Here is a 21284-nt window from a genome sequence, read left to right as displayed (position 1 = left end):
GTTTGCCTTGTAGTCCCAGATCCATGTGATCCCCCCTGTCATTTGTTACCCGCATGTCTAGCACCGGCCAGACAGGGAAGACCAGATTGGCGTCGGCAAATCAGTAGAAGAACTCTTCCCGCACGATCTTGCCGTTGACCACGTGATAGACGCCGACCTCGCGCATGTCGAAAGCTTCACCGCTTTCCTTCACCTTGCCCTGCACTTCAAAAATCACGGCAAAGCTGTTTTCACCATGCAGGAACGGGTCGCTGACCGACGCGCCCGAGACCTCGTGCGCGCTTTCCCACCAATCATGCTTGCCGCGGATGCCCTCGATGCCGTGGGTCTCGCGGCCCATGCCCTGCATGTCCATCGCCTCGACCGAGACGGCATCGGCTGCATACAACTTGTCCAGATTCTCCTTGGCGCGGTTTTCGCGGCAACCCGCCACCAGTTCCTGGGCGATTTCTTTCAAATTCATTGATCCACTCCATTATTTGTTCACTATATGTTCTTACTGGCATATCCACCTGATTCGAACCACCCCCTTTGTCTTGCCTCGGCAGGATTCCCCGCCTATACGCGCCTTCATGCTTGATACCGCCTCGAACCAACCCACCCTGCCGCCCGAGATCGCGCGGCGCCGGACCTTTGCCATCATCTCGCACCCGGATGCGGGCAAGACGACCCTGACCGAAAAGTTCCTTCTGTATGGGGGTGCTATCCAGATGGCAGGACAGGTGCGCGCCAAGGGCGAGGCACGGCGTACGCGGTCGGACTTCATGCAAATGGAAAAGGACCGGGGTATATCGGTCTCGGCCTCGGCCATGTCGTTTGACTATGGCCCCTACCGGTTCAACCTGGTGGACACACCCGGCCACTCGGACTTTTCCGAGGACACCTATCGCACGCTGACCGCCGTGGACGCGGCCGTCATGGTGATCGACGGGGCCAAAGGCGTGGAAAGCCAGACGCAGAAGCTGTTCGAGGTCTGCCGCCTGCGCGACCTGCCGATCCTGACCTTCTGTAACAAGATGGACCGTGAGAGCCGCGATACGTTCGAGATCATTGACGAGATCCAGGAAATGCTGGCCATCGACGTCACGCCCGCCTCCTGGCCCATCGGCGTGGGGCGCGACTTCATAGGCTGCTATGACATGCTGCGTGACCGGTTGGAACTCATGGACCGCGCCGACCGCAACAAGGTGGCCGAAAGCATCGAGATCAACGGGCTGGACGACCCCAAACTGGCCGAGCATGTGCCCGCAGAACTGCTGGACAAGCTGCTGGAAGAGGTCGAAATGGCGCGCGAATTGCTGCCTGCGCTGGACCCGCAGGCGGTGCTGGAAGGCCACATGACCCCGATCTGGTTCGGCTCGGCCATCAACTCGTTCGGCGTCAAGGAACTGATGGAAGGCATCGGTGCCTATGGACCGCAGCCGCAGGTGCAATCGGCCGAACCGCGCCAGATTTCGCCGGATGAGAAAAAGGTGGCGGGCTTTGTCTTCAAGGTGCAGGCCAACATGGACCCCAAGCACCGCGACCGGGTGGCCTTTGTCCGCATGGCCAGCGGCCACTTCAAGCGCGGCATGAAACTGACCCATGTGCGCAGCAAGAAGCCCATGGCGATCACGAACCCGGTTCTGTTTCTGGCCTCTGACCGGGAACTGGCCGACGAGGCATGGGCCGGCGATATCATCGGCATCCCCAACCACGGCCAGCTGCGCATCGGTGACACTCTGACCGAGGGCGAGGCGATCCGCGTTACCGGAATTCCATCCTTCGCGCCCGAGCTGTTGCAGGGCGTGCGCGCGGGCGATCCGATGAAGGCCAAGCACCTGGAAAAGGCGCTGATGCAGTTTGCCGAGGAAGGCGCGGCCAAGGTGTTCAAACCCTCGATCGGCTCGGGCTTTATCGTCGGCGTGGTGGGCGCGCTGCAGTTCGAGGTGCTGGCCAGCCGGATCGAGCTGGAATACGGCCTGCCGGTGCGGTTCGAGGCCTCGCAATTCACTAGTGCGCGCTGGGTGTCGGGCGACAAGGCTGAGGTCGAGAAGTTCGTAAATGCGAACAAGCAGCACATTGCCCTCGATCACGATGGCGACATCGTCTATCTCACCCGCCTGCAATGGGACATCGACCGCGTGGTGCGCGATTATCCCAAACTGACGCTTACCGCGACCAAGGAAATGATGACCTGATGCTGACCCCGCCCCCCGCCAAAGCAACAGAGGCCGTCATCGCATGACCGCAGCCAGGCCGAGCTGGGGCATCGTCTCGACGGTGCGTGGATCGGCCCGCGACATTCTGAGTTTTGCGGCCTACCACCTGGATCTGGGCGCGGATCACCTCTACCTCTACCTTGATGAGCCCAACCGGCGGGCTTTTCGCCCCCTGCGCCGCCACCCCAAGGTGACCGTCCGCATCTGCGACGATGCGTTCTGGGCAGCGCGCAAACGAGACAAGCCCGAGCGCCACCAGGTCCGCCAGACCGTTCATGCGACCTTTACCTATCGCCACACCGATCTCGATTGGCTAGCGCATATAGATGTGGACGAGTTCCTGTGGCCCACGGCCCCCATCGCGGACTTGCTGGGCGAAGTGCCCGAAACGGTGCACGCGGTTCGGGTTCGTCCGATCGAGGCCCTGGCCTGCGGTAACGATCTCTACAAAGCGTTCATCCCCCAGGGCCCCGAACGCGAAGCGCTTGTCGAGACGATCTATCCAAACTACGGCGCTTTCGTTCTGGGCGGCTTTCTGAGCCACGTACAGGGCAAGCTGTTCGTGCGCGCGGGGATGGAGAACCTCAATTATCGCATCCACAATCTGTTTCAGAACAAGGTCATCTTGCCCTGCAAGATCGAGATGCCGCAGATCGACCTGTGCCACCGCCACGCCCCGGATTGGGAGCATTGGTGGTCACACTATCGGTTTCGACTGGAACGCGGCTCGTACCAGCCCGGCATGGCTCCGAACGTACATCGCGATCGGGGCGGGTTGAACATGAACGAACTGCTCAGTTGGATCGAGGCCGAAGAAGGCGAGCAAGGTCTGCGCAAGTTCTTTGACGAACTCAGCGCCACCGACCCGCAGGTTCGCGCGCGCCTGCAGGAACGGGGCCTCATCAAGCACCGACCGCTTGATCTTGAGGAAAAGCTGCAGAAACACTTTCCCGGAAGCTGCTGAATTGTTGCACGAAATCGCCAGTGACGCGATGTAGCGGTATAGATGAAACTGTCTTCATTTGACCCTGCCACACCTTTTTGTTATGTCCGCATCCAAGCCGAAACGCGCATGGTGCGCATGGCCATCCGGGCCCGGCATTTTTCATACGCGCGGGCCAGGTCAGTGTCCGCATGAACCGGACATACATGACGAAATTCAACGATCTGAACCTGAACCCCAAGGTCCTCAAAGCTATTGAGGAAGCCGGCTACGAAACCCCGACCCCGATCCAGGAAGGCGCCATCCCACCGGCGCTGGAAGGGCGAGACGTTCTGGGCATCGCCCAGACCGGCACTGGCAAGACCGCCAGCTTTACCCTGCCGATGATCACTCTGCTGGCGCGCGGCCGCGCCCGGGCGCGGATGCCGCGTTCGCTGGTGTTGTGCCCGACGCGGGAACTGGCGGCGCAGGTGGCGGAAAACTTCGACACCTACACTAAGCATCTGAAGCTGACCAAGGCGCTGCTGATCGGCGGCGTCAGCTTCAAGGAACAAGAGGCCCTGATCGACCGCGGCGTCGACGTGCTGATCGCCACGCCCGGCCGTCTGCTGGACCATTTCGAACGTGGCAAGCTGCTGCTGACCGGCGTGCAGATCATGGTCGTGGACGAGGCTGACCGGATGCTGGACATGGGGTTCATCCCCGATATCGAACGCATCTTCTCGCTGACGCCTTTTACCCGGCAAACGCTGTTTTTCTCGGCCACCATGGCGCCCGAGATCGAGCGGATCACCGACACGTTCCTGTCCGCCCCGGCCCGGATCGAAGTGGCCCGTCAGGCCACCGCGTCCGAGACCATCGAACAGGGTGTCGTGATGGTCAAAGGCGGCCGCCGCGACCGCGAGGGCAGCACCAAGCGCAAGGTCCTGCGCGCACTGATCGATGCCGAAGGTGACAAATGCACCAACGCCATCATCTTCTGCAACCGCAAGACCGATGTGGACATCACCGCGAAATCGCTCAAGAAATACGGCTACAACGCCGCACCGATCCACGGCGATCTGGACCAGTCGCAGCGGATGAAGACGCTGGACGGGTTCCGCGACGGCTCGGTACGTTTGCTGGTGGCGTCTGACGTGGCCGCGCGCGGGCTCGACATTCCGTCGGTCAGCCATGTGTTCAACTTCGACGTGCCCAGTCACCCCGAGGACTATGTGCACCGCATCGGCCGCACCGGCCGCGCCGGTCGTGAGGGCAAGGCGATCACCATCTGCTCGGCCCGCGATGAAAAGGCGCTGGATGCGATCGAGAAACTGATCCAGAAGGAAATCCCGCGTCTGGACAACCCGGTTCAGGCCGAACCGGCCGAGGCCGAGGACAAAAAGCCCGAAAAGAAATCGCGCGCCTCGACCCGCAAGGACGAGGTCAAGAAGGACAAGCCCGCCAAGGACGCCGCGTCGAACGACAAACCTGCCAAGGAAAAGCGTGGCAAAGGCCGTGGACGTCGTGACGATGGCGGTCCGGCCGTCGTCGGCATGGGCGATCACTTGCCCAGCTTCATCGCACTCAGCTTTGACGAACGCCGCGCGGGCTGACCCGCCTGCATGGCAAAAAGTTCAGAAGGCGCACGGGCCTCCGCGCGCCTTTTTGCATCTCAGATCGCGGCGACCAGGATCAGGATCGAGAGGCCCAGCAGGACCATCCCCACAATCTCGCGCCGGGTCACCGTCTCGCGGAAGACCAGGACCGAGGCCATGAGGCTGAAAATCAGCTCCACCTGCCCCAGCGCTTTGACGTAGGCCGCGTTCTGCAGGCTGAAGGCCCAGAACCAGCAGAACGATCCGCCGAGGCTGGTCAGCCCGACGAAGACGCCGGTGCGCCGCGTGTCCCACACCGCGCGCAGCTCGGCCCGGTCGCGCCAAACCAGCCACAGCGCCATCGACAGGAACTGGATCGAGACCACGACCGCCAGCGTCACCAGCGCCCGGAACCAGGCCTCGCCATCGCCCAGTTGCAGCGACGCGCCGCGATAACTGACCGCAGAAAAGGCGAACAAGACGCCCGATCCCAACCCCAGTTGCGAGGCGCGGTTGGTTAGGTGACGCCACCACGCCCCACTGCCGCCCGGTGTTTTCGACAACAGGAGAACCGCCAGCAGCCCCAGCAGGATGGCCCCGAACGCACCGGTTGAAACCCGGTCGCCCAGCACGACGAAACCGACGATTGCGGTCTGGATCACCTCGGTTTTCTTGAAGGTGATGCCGACGGCAAAGTTGCGCTGTTTGAACAGCGCCACGACGCAGATCGTGGCAAGGATCTGGGACAGCCCGCCGATGGCGGCATAAAGCCAGAACAGAGGCGGCAGCGCCGGCAGCGGCAGACCGCTGAGCCGGATCGCTCCTGCCAGACCCAGCAGCACCAGAGGCATCGAGTAGGCAAAGCGCGCAAAGGTCGCGCCGGTCGCCGACAGCTTCACGCTGCTCAGCGATTTCTGCAGCATGAAGCGCACCGTCTGAAAGGTGGCGGCGGCCAAGGTTACGGGAATCCACAAACTCATGGCTTCCCTTCTGTCGTCAAATCAAGGTTTTGGCCAGAGCGGATGCGCCACCGGATCCTTGGCGCGCCAGATATACTGCCGGAAAACCTGCCCGTACGAGCGATAGACATAGGCCTCGTTGCAGGCCAGATAGCGCTCTTTCCCTCGGCGATAGAGCGCGGGCAACCGATACCATGGCGCCGCCGGGTTCATGTGATGAACGACGTGCAAGTTGTTGTTCAGAAACAGAAAGGCAAGCGGCCCTCGGTCTTCGACAATCACCGTGCGGGCGCGCGACTTTTCGTGCGCGCGGTGTTCCAGAAAGGTGCGGATCTTGACCAGCGCAAGTCCCAGATAGGCCGAAAGGACAAAGGCCCAGACCGGCATCGCTGATTGCGCCACGACCCACAGAACCACCGCCACGCCGAGCAGATGGAAAGCCCAGGCTAGCCAGATGTCGCGGTCCCCGCGCACCGCACCGCGCCAGTCGTCGCGCAGAAAAGCCAACTGGCCGATGATCGGACCCAGCGCCATGCGCCCCAACAGCGTGTTGTTCGCCTGATAGACCCACCGCTGCCACCGCGGCAGCCTGATCCAGACCGCCGGGTCCAGATAGTTGGACTCCGGATCGTCATAGGGGTCGGTCAGGTTGGCATCCTGATGGTGCGCCAGATGCAGATCGCGGAAGCGGTTGTAGGGGATGAACAGGGTCAGCGGCAGCGCCATCAGCGCCTCGTTCAACGACTTTGCACGGAACGGGTGGCCGTGCAGCGCTTCATGCGTCAGTGAAGAATGCAGCGCCGCGACGACACCCATCATCGGCACCGCCAGCCACAGCGACCACACCGCCACGCCGAATATCGCAATCAGCCAAAGGGCATAGCAGGCTACGATCAGGGCAAAGGTCGGCCATTCGGGGGATTTTGGGGTGGTCGGCTCAGCCATGCCGCCCCCAAGAAATTCCGGCCCAGATGCGTTCGTAAATCACGTAGAGCGTCAGCCCGATGGCCGTGTTCACCACCGCCAATACGCCTCCGACGGCGGCCGAGCCGGTGGCGATCAGCCCCACCACGGTCATGACCGCAAGGCCCATCGCATTCCAAATGATTGCCTTCACGACAGATCTTCGCCGCGTTTCCATTCCGGTCCCCAGTCTTTTTTGGTTTTCACATAAGCGTTACCTGCCGCCGGCCCTGTCGAGAATTCCGAATATGATTAACAAATCTCAGCGACCGTGATATTTATCATCACATGCAGGAAAATTTCGACAAACGAGACCGCGCCGCGCAGTTCCGCCTGCGCCTGGCCCGCGCGATGGACCAGCGGAAGATGAGCCAAAGCGCACTGGCGCGCACCATCGGGGTCGATCGCTCGACCGTGTCCCAGTTGCTGACCGATACGGGCGCGCGCCTGCCCAACGCCCATGTGGTGGGCAGCTGCGCCTCGGCTCTGGGGGTGTCGGCGGATTGGCTGCTCAGCCTCTCGGACCGACCCGAGAGCGCGGCCGAGTTGCTGGCCAGTTCGCTGACCATGACCGAGGCACCCCGCGCGCTGGTCGACGAACGCATCTTTGAATGGCACCAGCAGGCCGCGGGGTACAAGATCCGCTATGTTCCGGCCACCCTGCCCGACATGCTGAAAACCCGCGCCGTGCTGGAATGGGAATACGCGCCGCATCTGGGCCGAACCGCTGACCAGGCCATCGGCGCCTCCGAGGACCGCCTGACCTGGATGCGCGGTGCCCAGTCGGACTATGAAATCGCCATGCCGCTGTATGAGATTCACAGCTTTGCCCATGGCACCGGCTATTATGACGGGCTGCCCCTGAATGAGCGGCTGGACCAGATCGATCACATGCTGGAGCTGTGCGAGCAGCTGTATCCGCGCATGCGCATCTACCTGTTCGATGCCAAGCGGCTTTATTCCGCGCCGGTCACCATCTTTGGTCCGCTGCTCTGCGTTTTCTATGCCGGCAGCCATTACATGGCCTTTCGCGACCGGGACCGGATCGAGGTTTTTACGCGCCATTTCGATACCTTGGTCCGCGAAGCTGATCTGACCGCCCGGCATTTCCCGACCCATCTGCGCCAACTGCGCGCGGCCATTTCGGCAGGGTGACGCCAGTCCATGGGTGCAATTTCCCAGCTGATCCCCTATATTGAAGTGCGCGAAAATCCGAACGATCCGACCCAAAGGAGGATATCAGGAATGGACGCTCTCAAAACCGCTCAATACGCGCGCGCCCTGTATTCGGCGCATGGCGACAAGGCCGAGGCCGAAGCCGCCCAGAAAGCCCGCGAATTCGAAGCCGCAGGAAACGTGGAAGAGGCACAGAACTGGCAGGCCGTCCGCGCCTCGATCCGCCAGATGCGCGGCCCAAACCAGGGCTAAAGCTTGGGGTCGGGGTTCACGGTATGCCCATCGACGGCGATGACCTGCCCCGACACCAACCGTGCCGCATCCGAGGCCAGGAACACCGCCATGGCGGCAATGTCATGCGCTTCGACGAAGCGGCCCATTGAAGTACCCGCCGCATAGCCCCGATAGACCTGATCGCGGGTCATGCCCTTGGCGGCCGCTTCGCGCTGCAGCACGCCCTCCATCCGAGGGCCTTCCACCGCGCCGGGGCAGATGACGTTGCAGCGCACGCCGTGCGGCCCCAGCTCCATCGCCAGGGTCTTGCCCAGCCCGATCACCGCCCATTTCGCCGCTGCATAAGGCGCACGGTTGGGATAGCCGTACTGCCCGGCGGTCGAGGATGTGATCAGCACCACGCCGCGCCCCTGCCGTTTGAGCATCGGCGCCGCGTATTTCGCGCTCAGAAACGCCCCGTCCAGATTGACGGAAATACATTTTTGCCAATCTCTTAGCGCCACATCTTCGACCAATGCGGTCGGCCCCGCGATACCCGCATTCGCGCACAGAACATCCAAACCGCCCCACTGCGCCGCGATTTCGGAGAACAGCGCTGCGACGGCGGCCTCATCCGACACATCGGCCTGCGACCGCCCCCAGTGATCCGGGCAGGCCTGAAGCGCCTTGAAGTCCACGTCCGCCACCCAGACCTGCGCGCCCGCGGCGTCGAACGCCTCGGCCATCGCGCGCCCGACGCCCGAGGCACCGGCAGTGATCAGAACCCGACCGGTCATGACGGTTTGCGGATGGCCGCCCCTGCGCCCTCGGGATAGGGCAACCCGGCCTGCGCTTCGGCGATGCGGGCCATTGCGGCTTCGATCTGCGGCGACGGCGCACAGGGCCGACGGGTTTCCAGGCTGACATGCAGCAGAAAGCTCTCGCCCGTGGCCAGCAGTTTGTCGCCCTCGAACATGCTGTGGAACAGGTGCAGCTTCTTGCCCTGCCCCAACAGCATCTGCGTGCGCACCTCGATTTTCGCCCCGGCATGGGCCTCGTCCAGATACCGGATGTGATTTTCAGCCGTGAAATAGCTGCCGCCCGAGGCGATGTAGTCGGCATCGCAGCCGATGATCTCCATGAAACGGTCGGTCGCTGCGGCAAAGGCCTCGAGATACCGCGCCTCGTTCATGTGGCCGTTGTAGTCGGTCCAGTCGAGCGGCACCGCGCGGGCCAGCGTCAGGATCGGCTGGCTCAGATCGGCCTGATCCAGCGCCGGCAGGGCACCCGGCTTCAGCAGCGCGTCATGCTGGTTCAGCACCGCCCCCGCGCCCCAGTCGCGTGCCTTCAAAGCCCGCATCATTCCCACCAGATTATTGTCGCGAATCCGCTCCAGCTCGCGGATCGAGTGCATCCCCGACTGCGCGTCCGACTGGTCGGCGATCATGTCGACCAAATCATCGGTGAACTCGGGCACATCCATCAGCTTGGTCCAGGGCCATTTCAGCGCCGGGCCGAACTGGGCCATGAAATGCCGCATCCCGGCCTCGCCCCCGGCCACGCGATAGGTCTCGAACAGGCCCATCTGCGCCCAGCGGATGCCAAAGCCCATGCGGATCGCCTCGTCCACCTCCTCGGTCGTGGCTACGCCGTCCTTGACCAGCCACAGCGCCTCGCGCCAGACGGCCTCGAGGAACCGGTCGGCGATATGCGCGTCGATCTCCTTGCGGACCTGCAGCGGGAAGAACCCGACCGAGCGCAACACGTCCTTGGCCTGCGCGACCAGTTCAGGCGGGTTGGCGGACGAAGGCACCAGTTCGACCAGCGGCAGCAGATAGACCGGATTGAACGGGTGCGTCACCACGATCTGTTCGGGCCGCAGCGCGCCTTCCTGCAACTCGGACGGCTTGAACCCGCTGGTCGAGGACCCGATGATCGCCCCCGGATCACAGTCCTCCTGCAGCCCCTTGTAAACCTTCAGCTTCAGGTCCAGCCGCTCGGGCACGCTCTCCTGTATCCACGTTGCCCCCTGCACCGCGTCGGCCATGTCGCCATGAAAGCTCAGCGCGCCTTCGGGCGGCAGCGGCACATCGCTCAGCCCGGGCAGCGACCGCCGCGCGTTGTCCAGGACCTCGCCGATCTTGCGCTCGGCCTCGGGGTCCGGGTCGAACACCCGCACGTTCCAGCCATTCAGCAGAAACCGCGCGGCCCATCCGCCGCCGATCACGCCACCACCGATGATCGCTGCCGTCTTCATCTTCTCTCCTTCGCCCCGAACGTTCACGCCGCACCGGGGGCCATCGTTGTTTGACAGATTTTGCGAGGGTCGCCCCGCCCGTCAGGACGCCACAGGCGCCCGTTTGACCAGCCCCAGTTTCTCGCGCACCTCGGCCGGGCCGATCACCCGCGCGCCCATGTTCTCGATGATCGTTCCGGCGCGCTCGACCAGTTGCCAGTTCTCGGCCAGCACCCCCTTGTCCAGCCACAGGTTGTCCTCGAGCCCCACGCGCACGTTGCCGCCCGCCAGAACCGAGGCCGCCACATAGGCCATCTGATGCCGCCCCAGCGAGAACGCGCTGAAGGTCCAGTCGTCGGGCACGTTGTTCACCATCGCCATGAAGGTGTTCAGGTCGTCCGGCGCGCCCCACGGCACGCCCATGCACAGCTGCACCAGCGCATTCGGGGCCAGAACGCCCTCTTTCACCAGTTGCTTGGCAAACCACAGATGGCCAGTGTCAAAGGCCTCGATCTCGGGCTTCACCCCCAGATCGGTCATCATCTGCCCCATCGCCCGCAACGCGCCCGGCGTGTTGGTCATCACATAGTCGGCCTCGGCAAAGTTCATGGTGCCGCAATCCAGCGTGCAGATTTCGGGCAGACACTCGGCCACATGGGCCACGCGTTCCGAGGCACCGATCATGTCGGTCCCCTCGGCCACGGGAAAAGGGGCTTCGACTCCGCCGAACACGATGTCACCGCCCATGCCGGCGGTCAGGTTCAGAACCACGTCCACCTCGGCGTCGCGGATGCGGTCCGTCACCTCGCGATACAGGTCAAGACGGCGGCTGGGCGCGCCGGTTTCGGGGTCGCGCACATGGCAATGAGCCACCGCCGCCCCGGCCTTGGCGGCCGCGATCGCACTGTCGGCGATCTGCTTGGGCGAACGCGGCACATGCGGGCTGCGATCCTGCGTCCCACCCGAGCCGGTCACGGCACAAGTGATGAATACTTCGCGGTTCATTTCCAAAGGCATGGTGTTATCCCCAAGTTATACACGGCTTCGCCATGGGTTTTCCCCAGGCTTCTCCCCGGATTCCGATTTGCGTCTGGCCCCGACTCTGGCGCAGCCTTGACCAGACAACTTGCCAGAATGCGAATCAGACTTGATGAAATCCGCAAAAAACATCCTCCAGCCCGAGCACCGCGCGCTGAAAACCGCCGTTCTGGTGCTGGACGAGTGCAACACGCTCAGCTTCGCCTCGGCGGTGGACCCGATGCGCGCCGCCAACCGGCTGGCCGACCGCCCGGCCTTCGACTGGGACTACGTGACCGCCACGCCCGAGCCGGCGATGCTGACCAGCGCGTTGCAGGTGCCGGGCATCCCGCTGGCGCGTCTCGACCACTGCGACCTGATGATCGTGATCGCGGGGTTCAACCTGGTGCGCCACGCCACCCCCAGCCTTCTGGCCGGGCTGCGCCGCATCGCCAATACCGGCGCCACGATGGCGGGCATCGACGGAGGCCCCTGGCTGTTGGCCGAAGCGGGGCTGCTTGACGGTCACGCCGCCACCACCCATTGGGAAGATCTCGAGACCTTCGCCAGCCGCTTCCCCGAAGTCGACGTGCGCCCCGACCGGTTCACCGTGTCGGGCAACCGCCTGACCTCGGGCGGCGCGATCCCCGCGGTCGAGATGATGCTGCAAATCATCGCGGCACGCCACGGCGCCGGCTTCGCGGCCCGTGTCTCGGGCCTGTTCCTCTACGAAGGCGCCCCCGAACCCGGCAGACCACAGAGCCGTACTGGGGCGCCACACCGCCACAGCGCCCTGACCGCCCGCGCCAACGCGATCATGCAGGCCGCGCTGGACGACCCGCTGCCCCTGGCCGAGATCGCAAAGGCCCTGGGAACCAGCCCGCGCACCCTGCAGCAGCAATTCCGCCTGCGCCTCAACACCACGCCACAGGACCACTACCTGCAACTGCGCCTGGCCGAGGCCCGCCGTCTGGTCACCGATACCGACATGCCGCTGATGGATGTGGCACTGGCCACGGGGTTCACGTCACAATCCAGCTTTGCGCGCGCTTTCCGCACGGCGCATGGACTATCCGCCCGCGACCTCAGGCAGGACCGCACCCAGCCCACCCATCACTGACGGGCGAGCTTCATCTGGTCATAGATTTGGGGGGAGTTGGCCACGGCGACGGGCGCAGCGCCCCCATCCCTCAATACGGCATCGGATGCGCGCGATGGGCCGCGTTGATCTCGGCCATAACCTCATCGGACAGCACGACATCCCGCCCCTCCAGGATCCGCTCCAGCTGCGCCTGCGTGGTCGCGCCGAAGATGACCGAGGTCATGAATGGCCGCGCCTGGCACCAGGCCAGCGCCATGTGCACCGGGTCCAGCCCGTGTTTAGCGGCAATCGCCAGATAGGCTTCGACCGCGTCGAAAACCCGGTCGCCTTTGCGCCCGCCCATCTGCGGCACGATCGACATGCGCGATCCCTCGGGCACCGCCCCGCCCTGATACTTGCCGGTCAGAAATCCGGCGGCCAGCGGCGAGAAGGCCAACAGACCCACATCCTCATAGGCGCTCAACTCGGCCATGTCGGTGTCATACAGGCGGCACAGCAGGGAATACTCATTCTGGACCGAGGCCACCCGCGGCGCACCCATCTCTTCCGACAAGCGCAGCCACTGGGCGGTTCCCCAGGCGCTTTCGTTCGACAGGCCGAAGGCGCGGATATTGCCCTTGTCCACCTGCGCCTGCAGCGCCTCGAGGCATTCGCGCATGTTGTCCAGAACCGCCTGCCTGTCGCCGCCCGAGGGGTCATAGTCCCAGTTCTGCCGGAACATGTAACTGCCTCGGTTGGGCCAGTGAAATTGGTACAGGTCGATGTAGTCGGTCTGCAGACGCCGCAACGATCCCTCGATGGCCCCGGGGATCGTGCTGGCCGAGATCGGTGCTCCGTCCCGCGCATGCGTGAAGCCGGCCCCCGAGTGCTTGGTCGCCAGAACATAGCTTCCGCGGCGGGCCGGATGTGCCGCATTCCAGTTGCCGATGATCTGCTCGGTCTTGCCTACGGTCTCCTTGGTGATCGGGTTGACCGGGTACATCTCGGCGGCATCAAGGAAATTGATCCCGGCTGCCAGCGCCGTGTCGATCTGACGATGCGCATCCGCCTCGGGGGTCTGCGTGCCGAATGTCATGGTTCCGAGGCACAGGTCCGAGACCTGGATGCCCGTGCGGCCCAACGGTTTCATTTTCATCAATCAATCTCCTGTCGCGCGGATCGCCACGCCTGCAATCTGATTTTGGTCCCAAGTCAGCCGGATTCGGCCTTTTTCTCCCAACGGCCGGATTCCTCCGACCAATACTGCGCCGCGCAACCCGCCGCGGTCAGCGTCTTCCATTGACCACGCGCATGGTCCACCGCGCTTGGATCGTTGCCGTCGAACAGGATGCAAACCCGCTCCGAGGCGGTCACCTCATCCGGCGTCACCTCGGCCCCGTCCACCGCCATCAGGCAAGACGGGTTGTTGGCAGCGTCCGCCTCGGTAGTCAGCAGAATCGGCTGAACCGCGTCATACGGCCCACCTGCCTGCCCATGCGGCAGAAACGCGTCTTCGGGGCCCAGCCAAAGCCTTTCGTCCAGCCAGTCCATCCGCGCAGGGTCAGTACCTCGCACCGCAATCCGCCACCCGGCCTGTCGTGCCTTGTCCAGCAATACCGGCAAGGTCTGCTCAAGTGGATGGCGGGTCAGGTGGTAGAAGTAGACGGCGCCCATCGACCTACTCGAAATTGTCCTGCACGAAACGGCTGAGCGCACGGACGCCCCAACCCGTGGCGCCCTTGGGCGCATAGGACGTTTCCACCGCGACCGAGGCCACGCCCGCGATATCCAAATGGATCCAGGGTGTTTCTTCCTTGACGAAACGCTGCAGAAACTGCGCTGCGGTGATCGAACCGGCCGGCCGGCCGCCCACGTTCTTCATGTCCGCGATGCGCGACTTCAGCAGATCGTCATAAGCCTGCCCCAGCGGCATACGCCACGCGCCTTCATCCTCGGCCCGGGCCGCCTTCAGGAACGCGTCGCAGAAGGTGTCGTTGTTGGAAAACACGCCTGCGTTTTCATGCCCCAGCCCGATGATGATCGCGCCGGTCAAGGTGGCCAGATCGATCATGCCGACCGGATTGAACCGCTCCTGTGCGTACCACATGACGTCACACAGCACCAAACGGCCTTCGGCGTCGGTGTTGATGATCTCGACCGTATCGCCCTTCATCGACTTCACGACGTCGCCCGGCCGCGTGGCACTGCCCGAGGGCATGTTCTCGACCAGCCCGACCAGGCCCACGACATTGGCCTTGGCCTTACGCTTGGCCAATGCGCGCATGGTGCCCGCAACGACGCCTGCGCCGCCCATGTCCATGGTCATATCTTCCATACCAGCGGCCGGTTTGATCGAAATACCGCCGGTGTCGAAAACGACCCCCTTGCCGACCAGAACCAGCGGTGCGTCATCAGCATCGCCGCCATTCCACTGCATCACGACGACTTTCGAGGGGCTGTCCGACCCTTGCCCGACGCTCAGCAGGGTCCTCATGCCCAACTCGGCCAGCTTGTCTTCGTCCAGCACCTCGACCTTCAGGCCCAAATCCTCCATCTCTTTCAGACGGTTGGCAAATTCGCTCGTTGTCAGGATGTTGGCCGGTTCGTTCGTCAGGTCGCGGGTCATGCGCACACCATCAGCAACCGCATAGAGCGGTGCGAAGGCGGCCTTGGCGTCGTCGGGCTTGGCGTGGCAGATGGACACCGCGCCTTTTGCGTCATCGTCCGTGGTTTTGTGCGCGTCAAAATCATAACTGCGCAAAGCAATGCCCAAGGCCAGTTCCTCGGTCCGTACCTGGTTGCCCGCCATGACCAGCAGGTCCTTGCCACCTGCCAGCTTGGCCAGCGCAGCACCGCCCTTGCGGGCTTCGTCCGGTTCGGGGCGGCGTGGCAGGACGAGGATGTCCAATGCCTCTGCCTCCATCCCGCCGGGCCAAGCCAACGAGATCACGTCGCCAGTCTTGACCTTGGCGAAACGGTCGCTTTCCACCAGCCGGGCCACGGCACCACGGGTCAGTCGGTTTGCGCGGCGCGCGGCGGGGTTCATCTTGCCATCGGCGGGAATGAGAATGGCCACCCGGCCTTGGGCCTGCGCCATCAGGTCCAGTTCGAAGGCTTGAAAACGGATTGGTACCAGACTGCTCATTTCTTGCTCCTGAAAAACTCTGCCCACAGACCTAGCCCGCGCCGCCGCCATTGACCAGATAGCAGTTTTCCCCGCCCGCCAATTGCATTAAGGTCGCGCCAAAATGACCGGCAGGCTCGGGGGAGAAAACTTGGCATCATTCGGCAGGCATAGGCCGTCGCGCATGTTTTTGTGCCTTGGCGATTCTGGCAACAGGCCTGCTGGACGCCACGTGCCGGGGATGCGGCCGTGATTCTGGACCGGTACTTCGCCCGCCGCTTTTTGCAGAGCTTTCTGGTGATTGGGGCCATCTTCCTGACACTGATGATCCTGATCGACCTGATCGAACAGGCCCGTCGGTTCAATGACGCCGACCTGTCATTTGGCCAGGTTCTGCAGCTGACGCTGTTGAACACACCCGCTGCGATAAGCGAGATGCTGCCGCTGTTGATGATCCTGTCGACCATTGCCCTGTTTGTCGGCCTCGCACGCAGCTCGGAGTTGGTGGTGACCCGGGCGATCGGCCGCTCGGGTATCCGCGCGCTGTTGGCACCGGTCCTTCTGGCGCTGATAATCGGAACTCTGGCGGTGGCCCTGCTGAACCCGATTGCGGCGGCCACGTCCGAGCAGTACCGGCATTTCTCGGATCTATACAAAAACGGTGGCAGTTCCGCTCTCTCGATCAGCCGCGACGGGCTTTGGCTGCGTCAGGGCTCGCCGCAGGGCCAATCGGTGATCCATGCCCGCGCATCGACCAACGACGCCGAGCTTGAATTGATCGACGTGACCATCATCACGTTTTCGCCCGAAGGTCTTCCGACCCGTCAAATCATCGCCGACGGCGCTCGCCTCGACGACGGGGCCTGGATCCTGCGCAACACCAAGGAATGGCCCCTGTCCAGCGACACCAACCCCGAGACCCACGCCGTCTCGCATGAGACCCTGCGGCTGCCCACTTCGCTGACCCGTCAGCGCATTCTTGAAACCTTGGGCCAACAGGACAGCGTCTCGGTCTATGACCTGCCCCAACTGATCCGCGACCTGCGCGAGGCGGGCTTTTCAACCAAGCAATACGAGGTTTGGCTGCAGGTGCAGCTGGCGCGCCCATTCTTCCTGATTTCGATGGTGTTGATCGGCGCGGCTTTCACCATGCGGCATGTGCGGTTCGGGGGCACCGGCGTCGCCGTGCTGACGGCTGTTCTTCTGGGGTTCGGCGTATATTTCGTGCGCAATTTCGCTCAGATTTTGGGCGAGAACGGCCAATTGCCGATTGTGATTGCGGCCTGGGCACCACCGTTTGCGGCCATATTGCTGTCGCTCGGCCTTCTGCTGCACGCGGAGGACGGCTGATGCGGCGCTTTCTGCCCCTTCTTTTGTCCAGTGCCGTGTTCTTTTCCGGTCCGGGGCTGGCATTGGCCCAGACCTCGGAGACCAGTACGCCCGCGCCTGACACGGCACAACAACAGGATCAGCCTGCCCTGCTGGTGGCTGACAGGATCTTCATCACCCCGGATCGCAAACTGGTGGCCGAGGGCAATGTCGAAGCCTTTCAGGGCGACGTCAAACTGTCCGCACAGCGCGTGGTGTTTGACCGCGAGTCGGGCGAGCTGACGCTGGAGGGTCCGATCCGGATCGATCAGGGCGGACGCTCGACCGTCCTTGCGGACTCAGCGCAGCTGGATGACGGCATCCAGAACGGGTTGTTGACCGGCGCACGGCTGGTGTTCGACCAGCAGGTACAGATCGCGTCGGTTCAGGCAACCCGCGCGGCAGGACGCTACACGCAGTTCAGCAAAGTCTCGGCCACGTCCTGCCATGTCTGCGCCGACGGTCGGCCGCCCCTCTGGCAGATCCGGGCGCGCAAGGTCACGCATGATCAGCTCGAACGGCAGTTGTATTTCGAGGGCGCCCAGTTCCGCATTCTGGATGTGCCGGTTTTCTACTTTCCAACCCTGCGTCTGCCGGACCCGACACTGGACCGGGCAACCGGATTTCTGGTGCCGTCAATCCGCACGACCTCGCAGTTGGGTACCGGCGTCAAAACGCCGTATTTCTTCAAACTGGGCGATCACAGGGATCTGACGCTGACCCCCTACCTGTCGTCCAAGACCACGACGCTTGGCTATCGCTACCGGCAGGCCTTCAAGAACGGCCGCATCCAGTTTGAAGGGGCCTATACCCGCGACGATGTACAGCAGGAGCAGGATCGGGGCTATTTCTTTGCAAATGGCTGGTTCAATCTGCCGAACGACTTCCGGCTGACCTTTGACGTCCAGACCGCATCGGACGACTCGTACTTGGCGGACTATGGGCTGCCTGACTATGACCGTCTGCGCAGCGAGATTGCGCTTGAGCGCATCAAACGCGACACGGCGTTTCGGACCAGCTTCATTCACTACAAGACCCTTCGCGACAGCGAGGAACAGGATGAGATCCCGTCGCAGGTCTTCGATCTGTTCTACCAGAAACGCTATTTCCCCGCGTCCGCTGTCGGCGGTGAGGTGCGGTTGGGCTTCGTCACCCACACCCACACCCGGACCAGCGACGAGGATACCATCGGGCGCGATGTGGCCCGCGCCACATTCGACGCCCAGTGGCTGCGCAGCTGGACCTTTGCCTCCGGGCTGCGCGCGGACGCTGAACTGGGGGCTTCGGTCGACACGTTCGACATTCGCAATGACAGCGCCTACCCCGACCAGATCACCCGGTCGACCCCGCGTGCGGCTTTGACACTTCGCTATCCGATGACCCGGCGCGAAGCCTCCGGCGCGACCCAGTTTCTTGAGCCGATCGCGCAGTTTGGCTGGACCCATGTTTCGGACACCGATGTGCCCGATGACGAAAGCACCTTCCAGGAATTTGACCAGGGCAACCTGTTGTCCCTGTCGCGCTTTCCGGCCGAGGATCGACGCGAAGACGGCACGACGGCGGTCGTGGGCGTGAACTGGGCTCGGTATGCCCCGGGCGGTTGGCGGGCATTGGCCACGGTCGGCCAGGTCTTCCGCTCGACCGCCGATCCGAACTTCACCGCTACGTCCGGCCTGCAGGGAACTTCGTCCGACCTGCTGCTGGCAGGGCAGATCAAGACGAACAATGGCCTGACGCTGGCCGCACGTGGATTGATGGATGGCGATTTCAGCTTTACCAAGGCTGAATTGCGCGGAACCTGGGCCAACGAGGGGACCCAACTGGGCGGAAGCTATATCTGGCAGCAGCCGGACCCGGCCGAAAACCTTGACATGGAAACATCCGAGATACGGTTGACCGCACGTCAACGACTGGATGAAAACTGGAGAGCCAACGCCCTGGCCCGCTATGATCTGGCAGAATCCGAACCGCTGCGGCTGGGCTTGGGTGTGACGTATGAAAATGAATGTGTGCAGGTTAACATGTCCGTCAGCCGGCGATATACTTCGACATCAAGTATTGAGCCTTCGACGGAATTCGGCTTTACCGTTGCACTGACAGGATACGCCGTTGAAGGCGGGGGCAAGAAGTATAAAAGAAAATGCAGCTGATTTCAGGTTTTTCCAGGTTCTTTCGTTCCCGTTGGCTGACGGTATTTGCGCCCGGCCTCGCGGTCGCCATGCTGGCAGTTGCGCCTCAGCAAGCCCCCGCGCAAAGCTTGTTTTCACCGGCGATCCGCGTGAATCAGGACATCGTCACCTGGTACGAACTGGATCAGCGCCAGCGGTTTCTTGAGATTCTGGGTATCCCCGGCAGCTCTGAGGCCGAAGTCCGTAAGGCACTGATCGACGAACGCCTGCGCAAACAGGCCATGCGTGAAGCCGGTATCCAGCCCACACCCGAAGACATTCAGGTTGCGATCGACGAATTCGCCTCGCGTGGTCAGCTGACCCCGGATCAATTCCTGAAGGCACTGGCTGATGCGGGCATCGACCGGGAAACCGTGCGGGATTATGTATCCAGTCAGCTGGCATGGCGCGACTATGTCAGCGCCCGTTTTATCTCTCAGGCCCGTCCGACGGACGACGAGATTGACCGTGCAATGGGTCAGACCGGCGGTGGCGGTCTTCAGGTTTTGCTGTCCGAAATCATCATCCCCGTGAATGCGCAGACCTTGGCACAGGCCGAAGCCTTGGCCGACGAGATCGCCCGTGTCGAAACCATCGATGCATTTTCGGCCGCCGCCACGCAGTACTCGGCAGCGCCGACACGCGAAAATGGCGGACGCCTGGACTGGTTGAACGTCAGCAACCTGCCTCCGGCGCTGCAACCGGTTATCCTTGGCCTGAAGAATGGCGAGGTCACGGCCCCGCTGAGCCTGCCCAACGCCGTAGCCCTGTTCCAGATGCGCGGCCTGCGAGAAGTGGCCGCCAGCACGCCGCGGTTCTCCAAGATCGACTATGCGGCCTATTACCTGCCTGGCGGACTCAGCCCCGAAACACTGCAAAGAGCCGCCGAACTGAAGGAAACGGTGGATACCTGCGACGACCTGTACGGCATCGCCAAGGGGCAACCGCCCGAGGTACTCGACCGGGTCTCGGCAAGTCCGTCCGAAATCCCGCGCGACATCGCGCTGGAACTCGCCAAGCTGGACCCAAACGAGGTGTCGACCTCTCTGACCCGAAACAACGGCCAGACGCTGGTGTTCCTCATGCTGTGCAATCGGACGCGCGATCTGGGTGAGGACACGTCGCGCGAGGACGTGGCCAACGCGCTGACGCAGCAACGCCTGCAGGCATTCGCCAACAGCCTCGTCGAACAACTGCGCGCCGACGCCACCATCATCGAGCAATGACCGCGCCCATCGCGCTCAGCTGCGGAGAACCTTCGGGCATCGGTCCGGAGATCGCCGCCAAGGCTTGGACCGCATTGCGCGACAGCTGCCCATTCTTCTACATCGGCGATCTCGACCATCTGCCGGACAACATTCCCACGACCGAGATCGTAGACCCCGCCCAGGTGGCTGACATCTGCGCAGGGGCGCTGCCGGTGTTGCCGCTGACCTTTCCGGCCCCGAACCTGCCCGGCCACCCCGATCCAGCCAATGCGCCTTCGGTGATAGACGCCATCGAAACCGGCGTGTCACTGGTGCAATCGGGCGCGGCCTCGGCCCTCTGCACGGCCCCGATCCACAAGAAGGCCCTGATCGACGGCGCCGATTTCGCCTATCCGGGCCATACCGAGTTTCTGGCGGCGCTGGCAGGCCGTTCCCGCGTGGTGATGATGCTGGCCAGTGAGCAACTCCGTGTGGTTCCCGCCACGATCCACATCCCGCTGTCGCAGGTGCCCTCGCGCCTCACGCCCGACCTGCTGCGCGACACGATCGCAATCACCGCCGACGGCCTGCGCCGCCAATTCGGCATCCCGCATCCTCGCATCGCGGTGGCCGGGCTCAACCCCCATGCCGGCGAGGGTGGCAAGATGGGCCGCGAGGAACTGGACTGGATCGCCCCTCTGCTGGCCGATCTCACCCCCGAGGGCTACACCGTCACCGGCCCGCACCCGGCAGACACGATGTTCCACGCCGCCGCACGCGCCCGCTATGACGCCGCTATCGCCATGTATCACGATCAGGCGCTGATCCCGATCAAGACCCTCGACTTCGACCGTGGCGTGAACGTGACCCTGGGCCTGCCCTTCATCCGCACCTCGCCCGACCATGGCACCGCGCTCGACATCGCCGGACAGGGCATCGCAAACCCCACCAGCCTGATCGAGGCGCTGAAACTCGCCCAACGCATGGCACAAAGCACTTGATCCTTCATCTGGCGCCAAATATCCCCGCCGGAGGCAAAAATTCTATGGCGCACCGCCTGCCCCTCGCGCC

The 21284-nt window shown here is 63.3% G+C and carries 20 protein-coding genes; 10 read left to right on the top strand and 10 right to left on the bottom strand.

The genetic code is table 11. The features are described from left to right. Positions 1-100 precede the first annotated feature (100 nt). Positions 101-463, bottom strand: coding sequence for a nuclear transport factor 2 family protein (locus AC2FM5_RS02870; protein WP_093962268.1), 363 nt, complete (start codon positions 461-463; stop codon positions 101-103). A 109-nt stretch (positions 464-572) separates the two neighbouring features. Between AC2FM5_RS02870 and AC2FM5_RS02865 the strand changes: the two genes are divergently transcribed. The 3 genes from AC2FM5_RS02865 (at position 573) to AC2FM5_RS02855 (ending at position 4739) form a co-directional block, all read left to right on the top strand. Continuing rightward, the gene (locus tag AC2FM5_RS02865) at positions 573-2180 is read left to right on the top strand and encodes a peptide chain release factor 3 (RefSeq protein WP_170338819.1); all 1608 of its coding nucleotides are present in this window, start codon (positions 573-575) and stop codon (positions 2178-2180) included. 43 nt (positions 2181-2223) lie between these two features. Next, positions 2224-3165 (top strand): glycosyltransferase family 2 protein, encoded by a 942-nt coding sequence (locus AC2FM5_RS02860; protein WP_496733793.1) that lies wholly within the window; start codon positions 2224-2226, stop codon positions 3163-3165. A 185-nt stretch (positions 3166-3350) separates the two neighbouring features. Continuing rightward, positions 3351-4739, top strand: coding sequence for a DEAD/DEAH box helicase (locus AC2FM5_RS02855; RefSeq protein ID WP_170390712.1), 1389 nt, complete (start codon positions 3351-3353; stop codon positions 4737-4739). 59 nt (positions 4740-4798) lie between these two features. Here the strand turns inward: AC2FM5_RS02855 and AC2FM5_RS02850 are convergent, their stop codons facing one another. From AC2FM5_RS02850 to AC2FM5_RS02840, 3 genes are read right to left on the bottom strand one after another with little or no spacing between them, the layout of a single operon-like run. Then, entirely contained in the window at positions 4799-5701 is a 903-nt protein-coding gene (locus AC2FM5_RS02850; protein WP_496733786.1) for an EamA family transporter, read from the bottom strand. A gap of 21 nt (positions 5702-5722) precedes the next feature. Beyond that, a complete protein-coding gene (locus tag AC2FM5_RS02845) occupies positions 5723-6625 on the bottom strand; it encodes a fatty acid desaturase (RefSeq protein WP_496733782.1) in 903 nt (300 codons plus the stop codon). Further along, positions 6618-6821, bottom strand: a complete 204-nt coding sequence (locus AC2FM5_RS02840; RefSeq protein WP_149774534.1) for a DUF2061 domain-containing protein — start codon at positions 6819-6821, stop codon at positions 6618-6620. The genes AC2FM5_RS02845 and AC2FM5_RS02840 overlap by 8 nt, the downstream gene beginning before the upstream one ends. Positions 6822-6931: 110 nt before the next feature. Between AC2FM5_RS02840 and AC2FM5_RS02835 the strand changes: the two genes are divergently transcribed. Both AC2FM5_RS02835 and AC2FM5_RS02830 read left to right on the top strand, forming a co-directional pair. Then, positions 6932-7798 (top strand): helix-turn-helix domain-containing protein, encoded by an 867-nt coding sequence (locus tag AC2FM5_RS02835; RefSeq protein ID WP_496733779.1) that lies wholly within the window; start codon positions 6932-6934, stop codon positions 7796-7798. Positions 7799-7888: 90 nt separating this feature from the next. Then, on the top strand, positions 7889-8071 hold the full coding sequence (locus AC2FM5_RS02830) for a hypothetical protein (protein ID WP_093962276.1): 183 nt from the start codon (positions 7889-7891) through the stop codon (positions 8069-8071). Here AC2FM5_RS02830 and AC2FM5_RS02825 read toward each other — a convergent pair. The 3 genes from AC2FM5_RS02825 to bcoG form a co-directional block, all read right to left on the bottom strand. Beyond that, a complete protein-coding gene (locus tag AC2FM5_RS02825; RefSeq protein ID WP_496733777.1) occupies positions 8068-8829 on the bottom strand; it encodes an SDR family oxidoreductase in 762 nt (253 codons plus the stop codon). The two genes, AC2FM5_RS02830 and AC2FM5_RS02825, sit on opposite strands and share 4 nt — an antisense overlap. After that, on the bottom strand, positions 8826-10289 hold the full coding sequence (locus tag AC2FM5_RS02820; RefSeq protein WP_496733774.1) for a carnitine 3-dehydrogenase: 1464 nt from the start codon (positions 10287-10289) through the stop codon (positions 8826-8828). The genes AC2FM5_RS02825 and AC2FM5_RS02820 overlap by 4 nt, the downstream gene beginning before the upstream one ends. Positions 10290-10370: 81 nt before the next feature. Beyond that, positions 10371-11285, bottom strand: coding sequence for a 3-dehydrocarnitine:acetyl-CoA trimethylamine transferase BcoG (bcoG, locus tag AC2FM5_RS02815; protein ID WP_496733772.1), 915 nt, complete (start codon positions 11283-11285; stop codon positions 10371-10373). A 133-nt stretch (positions 11286-11418) separates the two neighbouring features. Here bcoG and AC2FM5_RS02810 point away from each other — a divergent pair, with 133 nt between their 5' ends. Continuing rightward, positions 11419-12405, top strand: coding sequence for a GlxA family transcriptional regulator (locus tag AC2FM5_RS02810; protein ID WP_170358955.1), 987 nt, complete (start codon positions 11419-11421; stop codon positions 12403-12405). A 70-nt stretch (positions 12406-12475) separates the two neighbouring features. On the opposite strand, the gene AC2FM5_RS02805 is transcribed toward AC2FM5_RS02810, so the two are convergent. From AC2FM5_RS02805 to AC2FM5_RS02795, 3 genes are read right to left on the bottom strand one after another with little or no spacing between them, the layout of a single operon-like run. Continuing rightward, positions 12476-13522, bottom strand: coding sequence for an aldo/keto reductase (locus tag AC2FM5_RS02805; RefSeq protein ID WP_170599608.1), 1047 nt, complete (start codon positions 13520-13522; stop codon positions 12476-12478). Between the two features lie 56 nt (positions 13523-13578). Further along, positions 13579-14040 (bottom strand): DNA polymerase III subunit chi, encoded by a 462-nt coding sequence (locus AC2FM5_RS02800; RefSeq protein ID WP_170366151.1) that lies wholly within the window; start codon positions 14038-14040, stop codon positions 13579-13581. 4 nt (positions 14041-14044) lie between these two features. Continuing rightward, positions 14045-15511, bottom strand: a complete 1467-nt coding sequence (locus AC2FM5_RS02795; RefSeq protein ID WP_496733769.1) for a leucyl aminopeptidase — start codon at positions 15509-15511, stop codon at positions 14045-14047. A 228-nt stretch (positions 15512-15739) separates the two neighbouring features. Between AC2FM5_RS02795 and lptG the strand changes: the two genes are divergently transcribed. Genes lptG through pdxA form a run of 4 tightly spaced genes read left to right on the top strand, consistent with a single transcriptional unit; the run spans position 15740 to position 21214 of the window. Then, entirely contained in the window at positions 15740-16840 is a 1101-nt protein-coding gene (gene lptG / locus AC2FM5_RS02790) for an LPS export ABC transporter permease LptG (protein ID WP_496733767.1), read from the top strand. Beyond that, positions 16840-19008, top strand: coding sequence for an LPS-assembly protein LptD (locus AC2FM5_RS02785; protein ID WP_496733765.1), 2169 nt, complete (start codon positions 16840-16842; stop codon positions 19006-19008). Before lptG ends, AC2FM5_RS02785 begins: the two co-directional genes overlap by 1 nt. Continuing rightward, the gene (locus AC2FM5_RS02780) at positions 18999-20252 is read left to right on the top strand and encodes a peptidylprolyl isomerase (RefSeq protein ID WP_496733763.1); all 1254 of its coding nucleotides are present in this window, start codon (positions 18999-19001) and stop codon (positions 20250-20252) included. The genes AC2FM5_RS02785 and AC2FM5_RS02780 overlap by 10 nt, the downstream gene beginning before the upstream one ends. Beyond that, positions 20249-21214: a 4-hydroxythreonine-4-phosphate dehydrogenase PdxA gene (gene pdxA, locus AC2FM5_RS02775; protein WP_496733761.1), complete on the top strand. Its 966-nt coding sequence runs from the start codon at positions 20249-20251 to the stop codon at positions 21212-21214. Before AC2FM5_RS02780 ends, pdxA begins: the two co-directional genes overlap by 4 nt. Positions 21215-21284 lie beyond the last annotated feature (70 nt).

The organism is Ruegeria sp. BHSA162 (assembly GCF_059613385.1).
The sequence above is the reverse complement of the archived record's forward strand: the minus strand, read 5'-3'. Positions and strand labels throughout refer to the sequence as shown.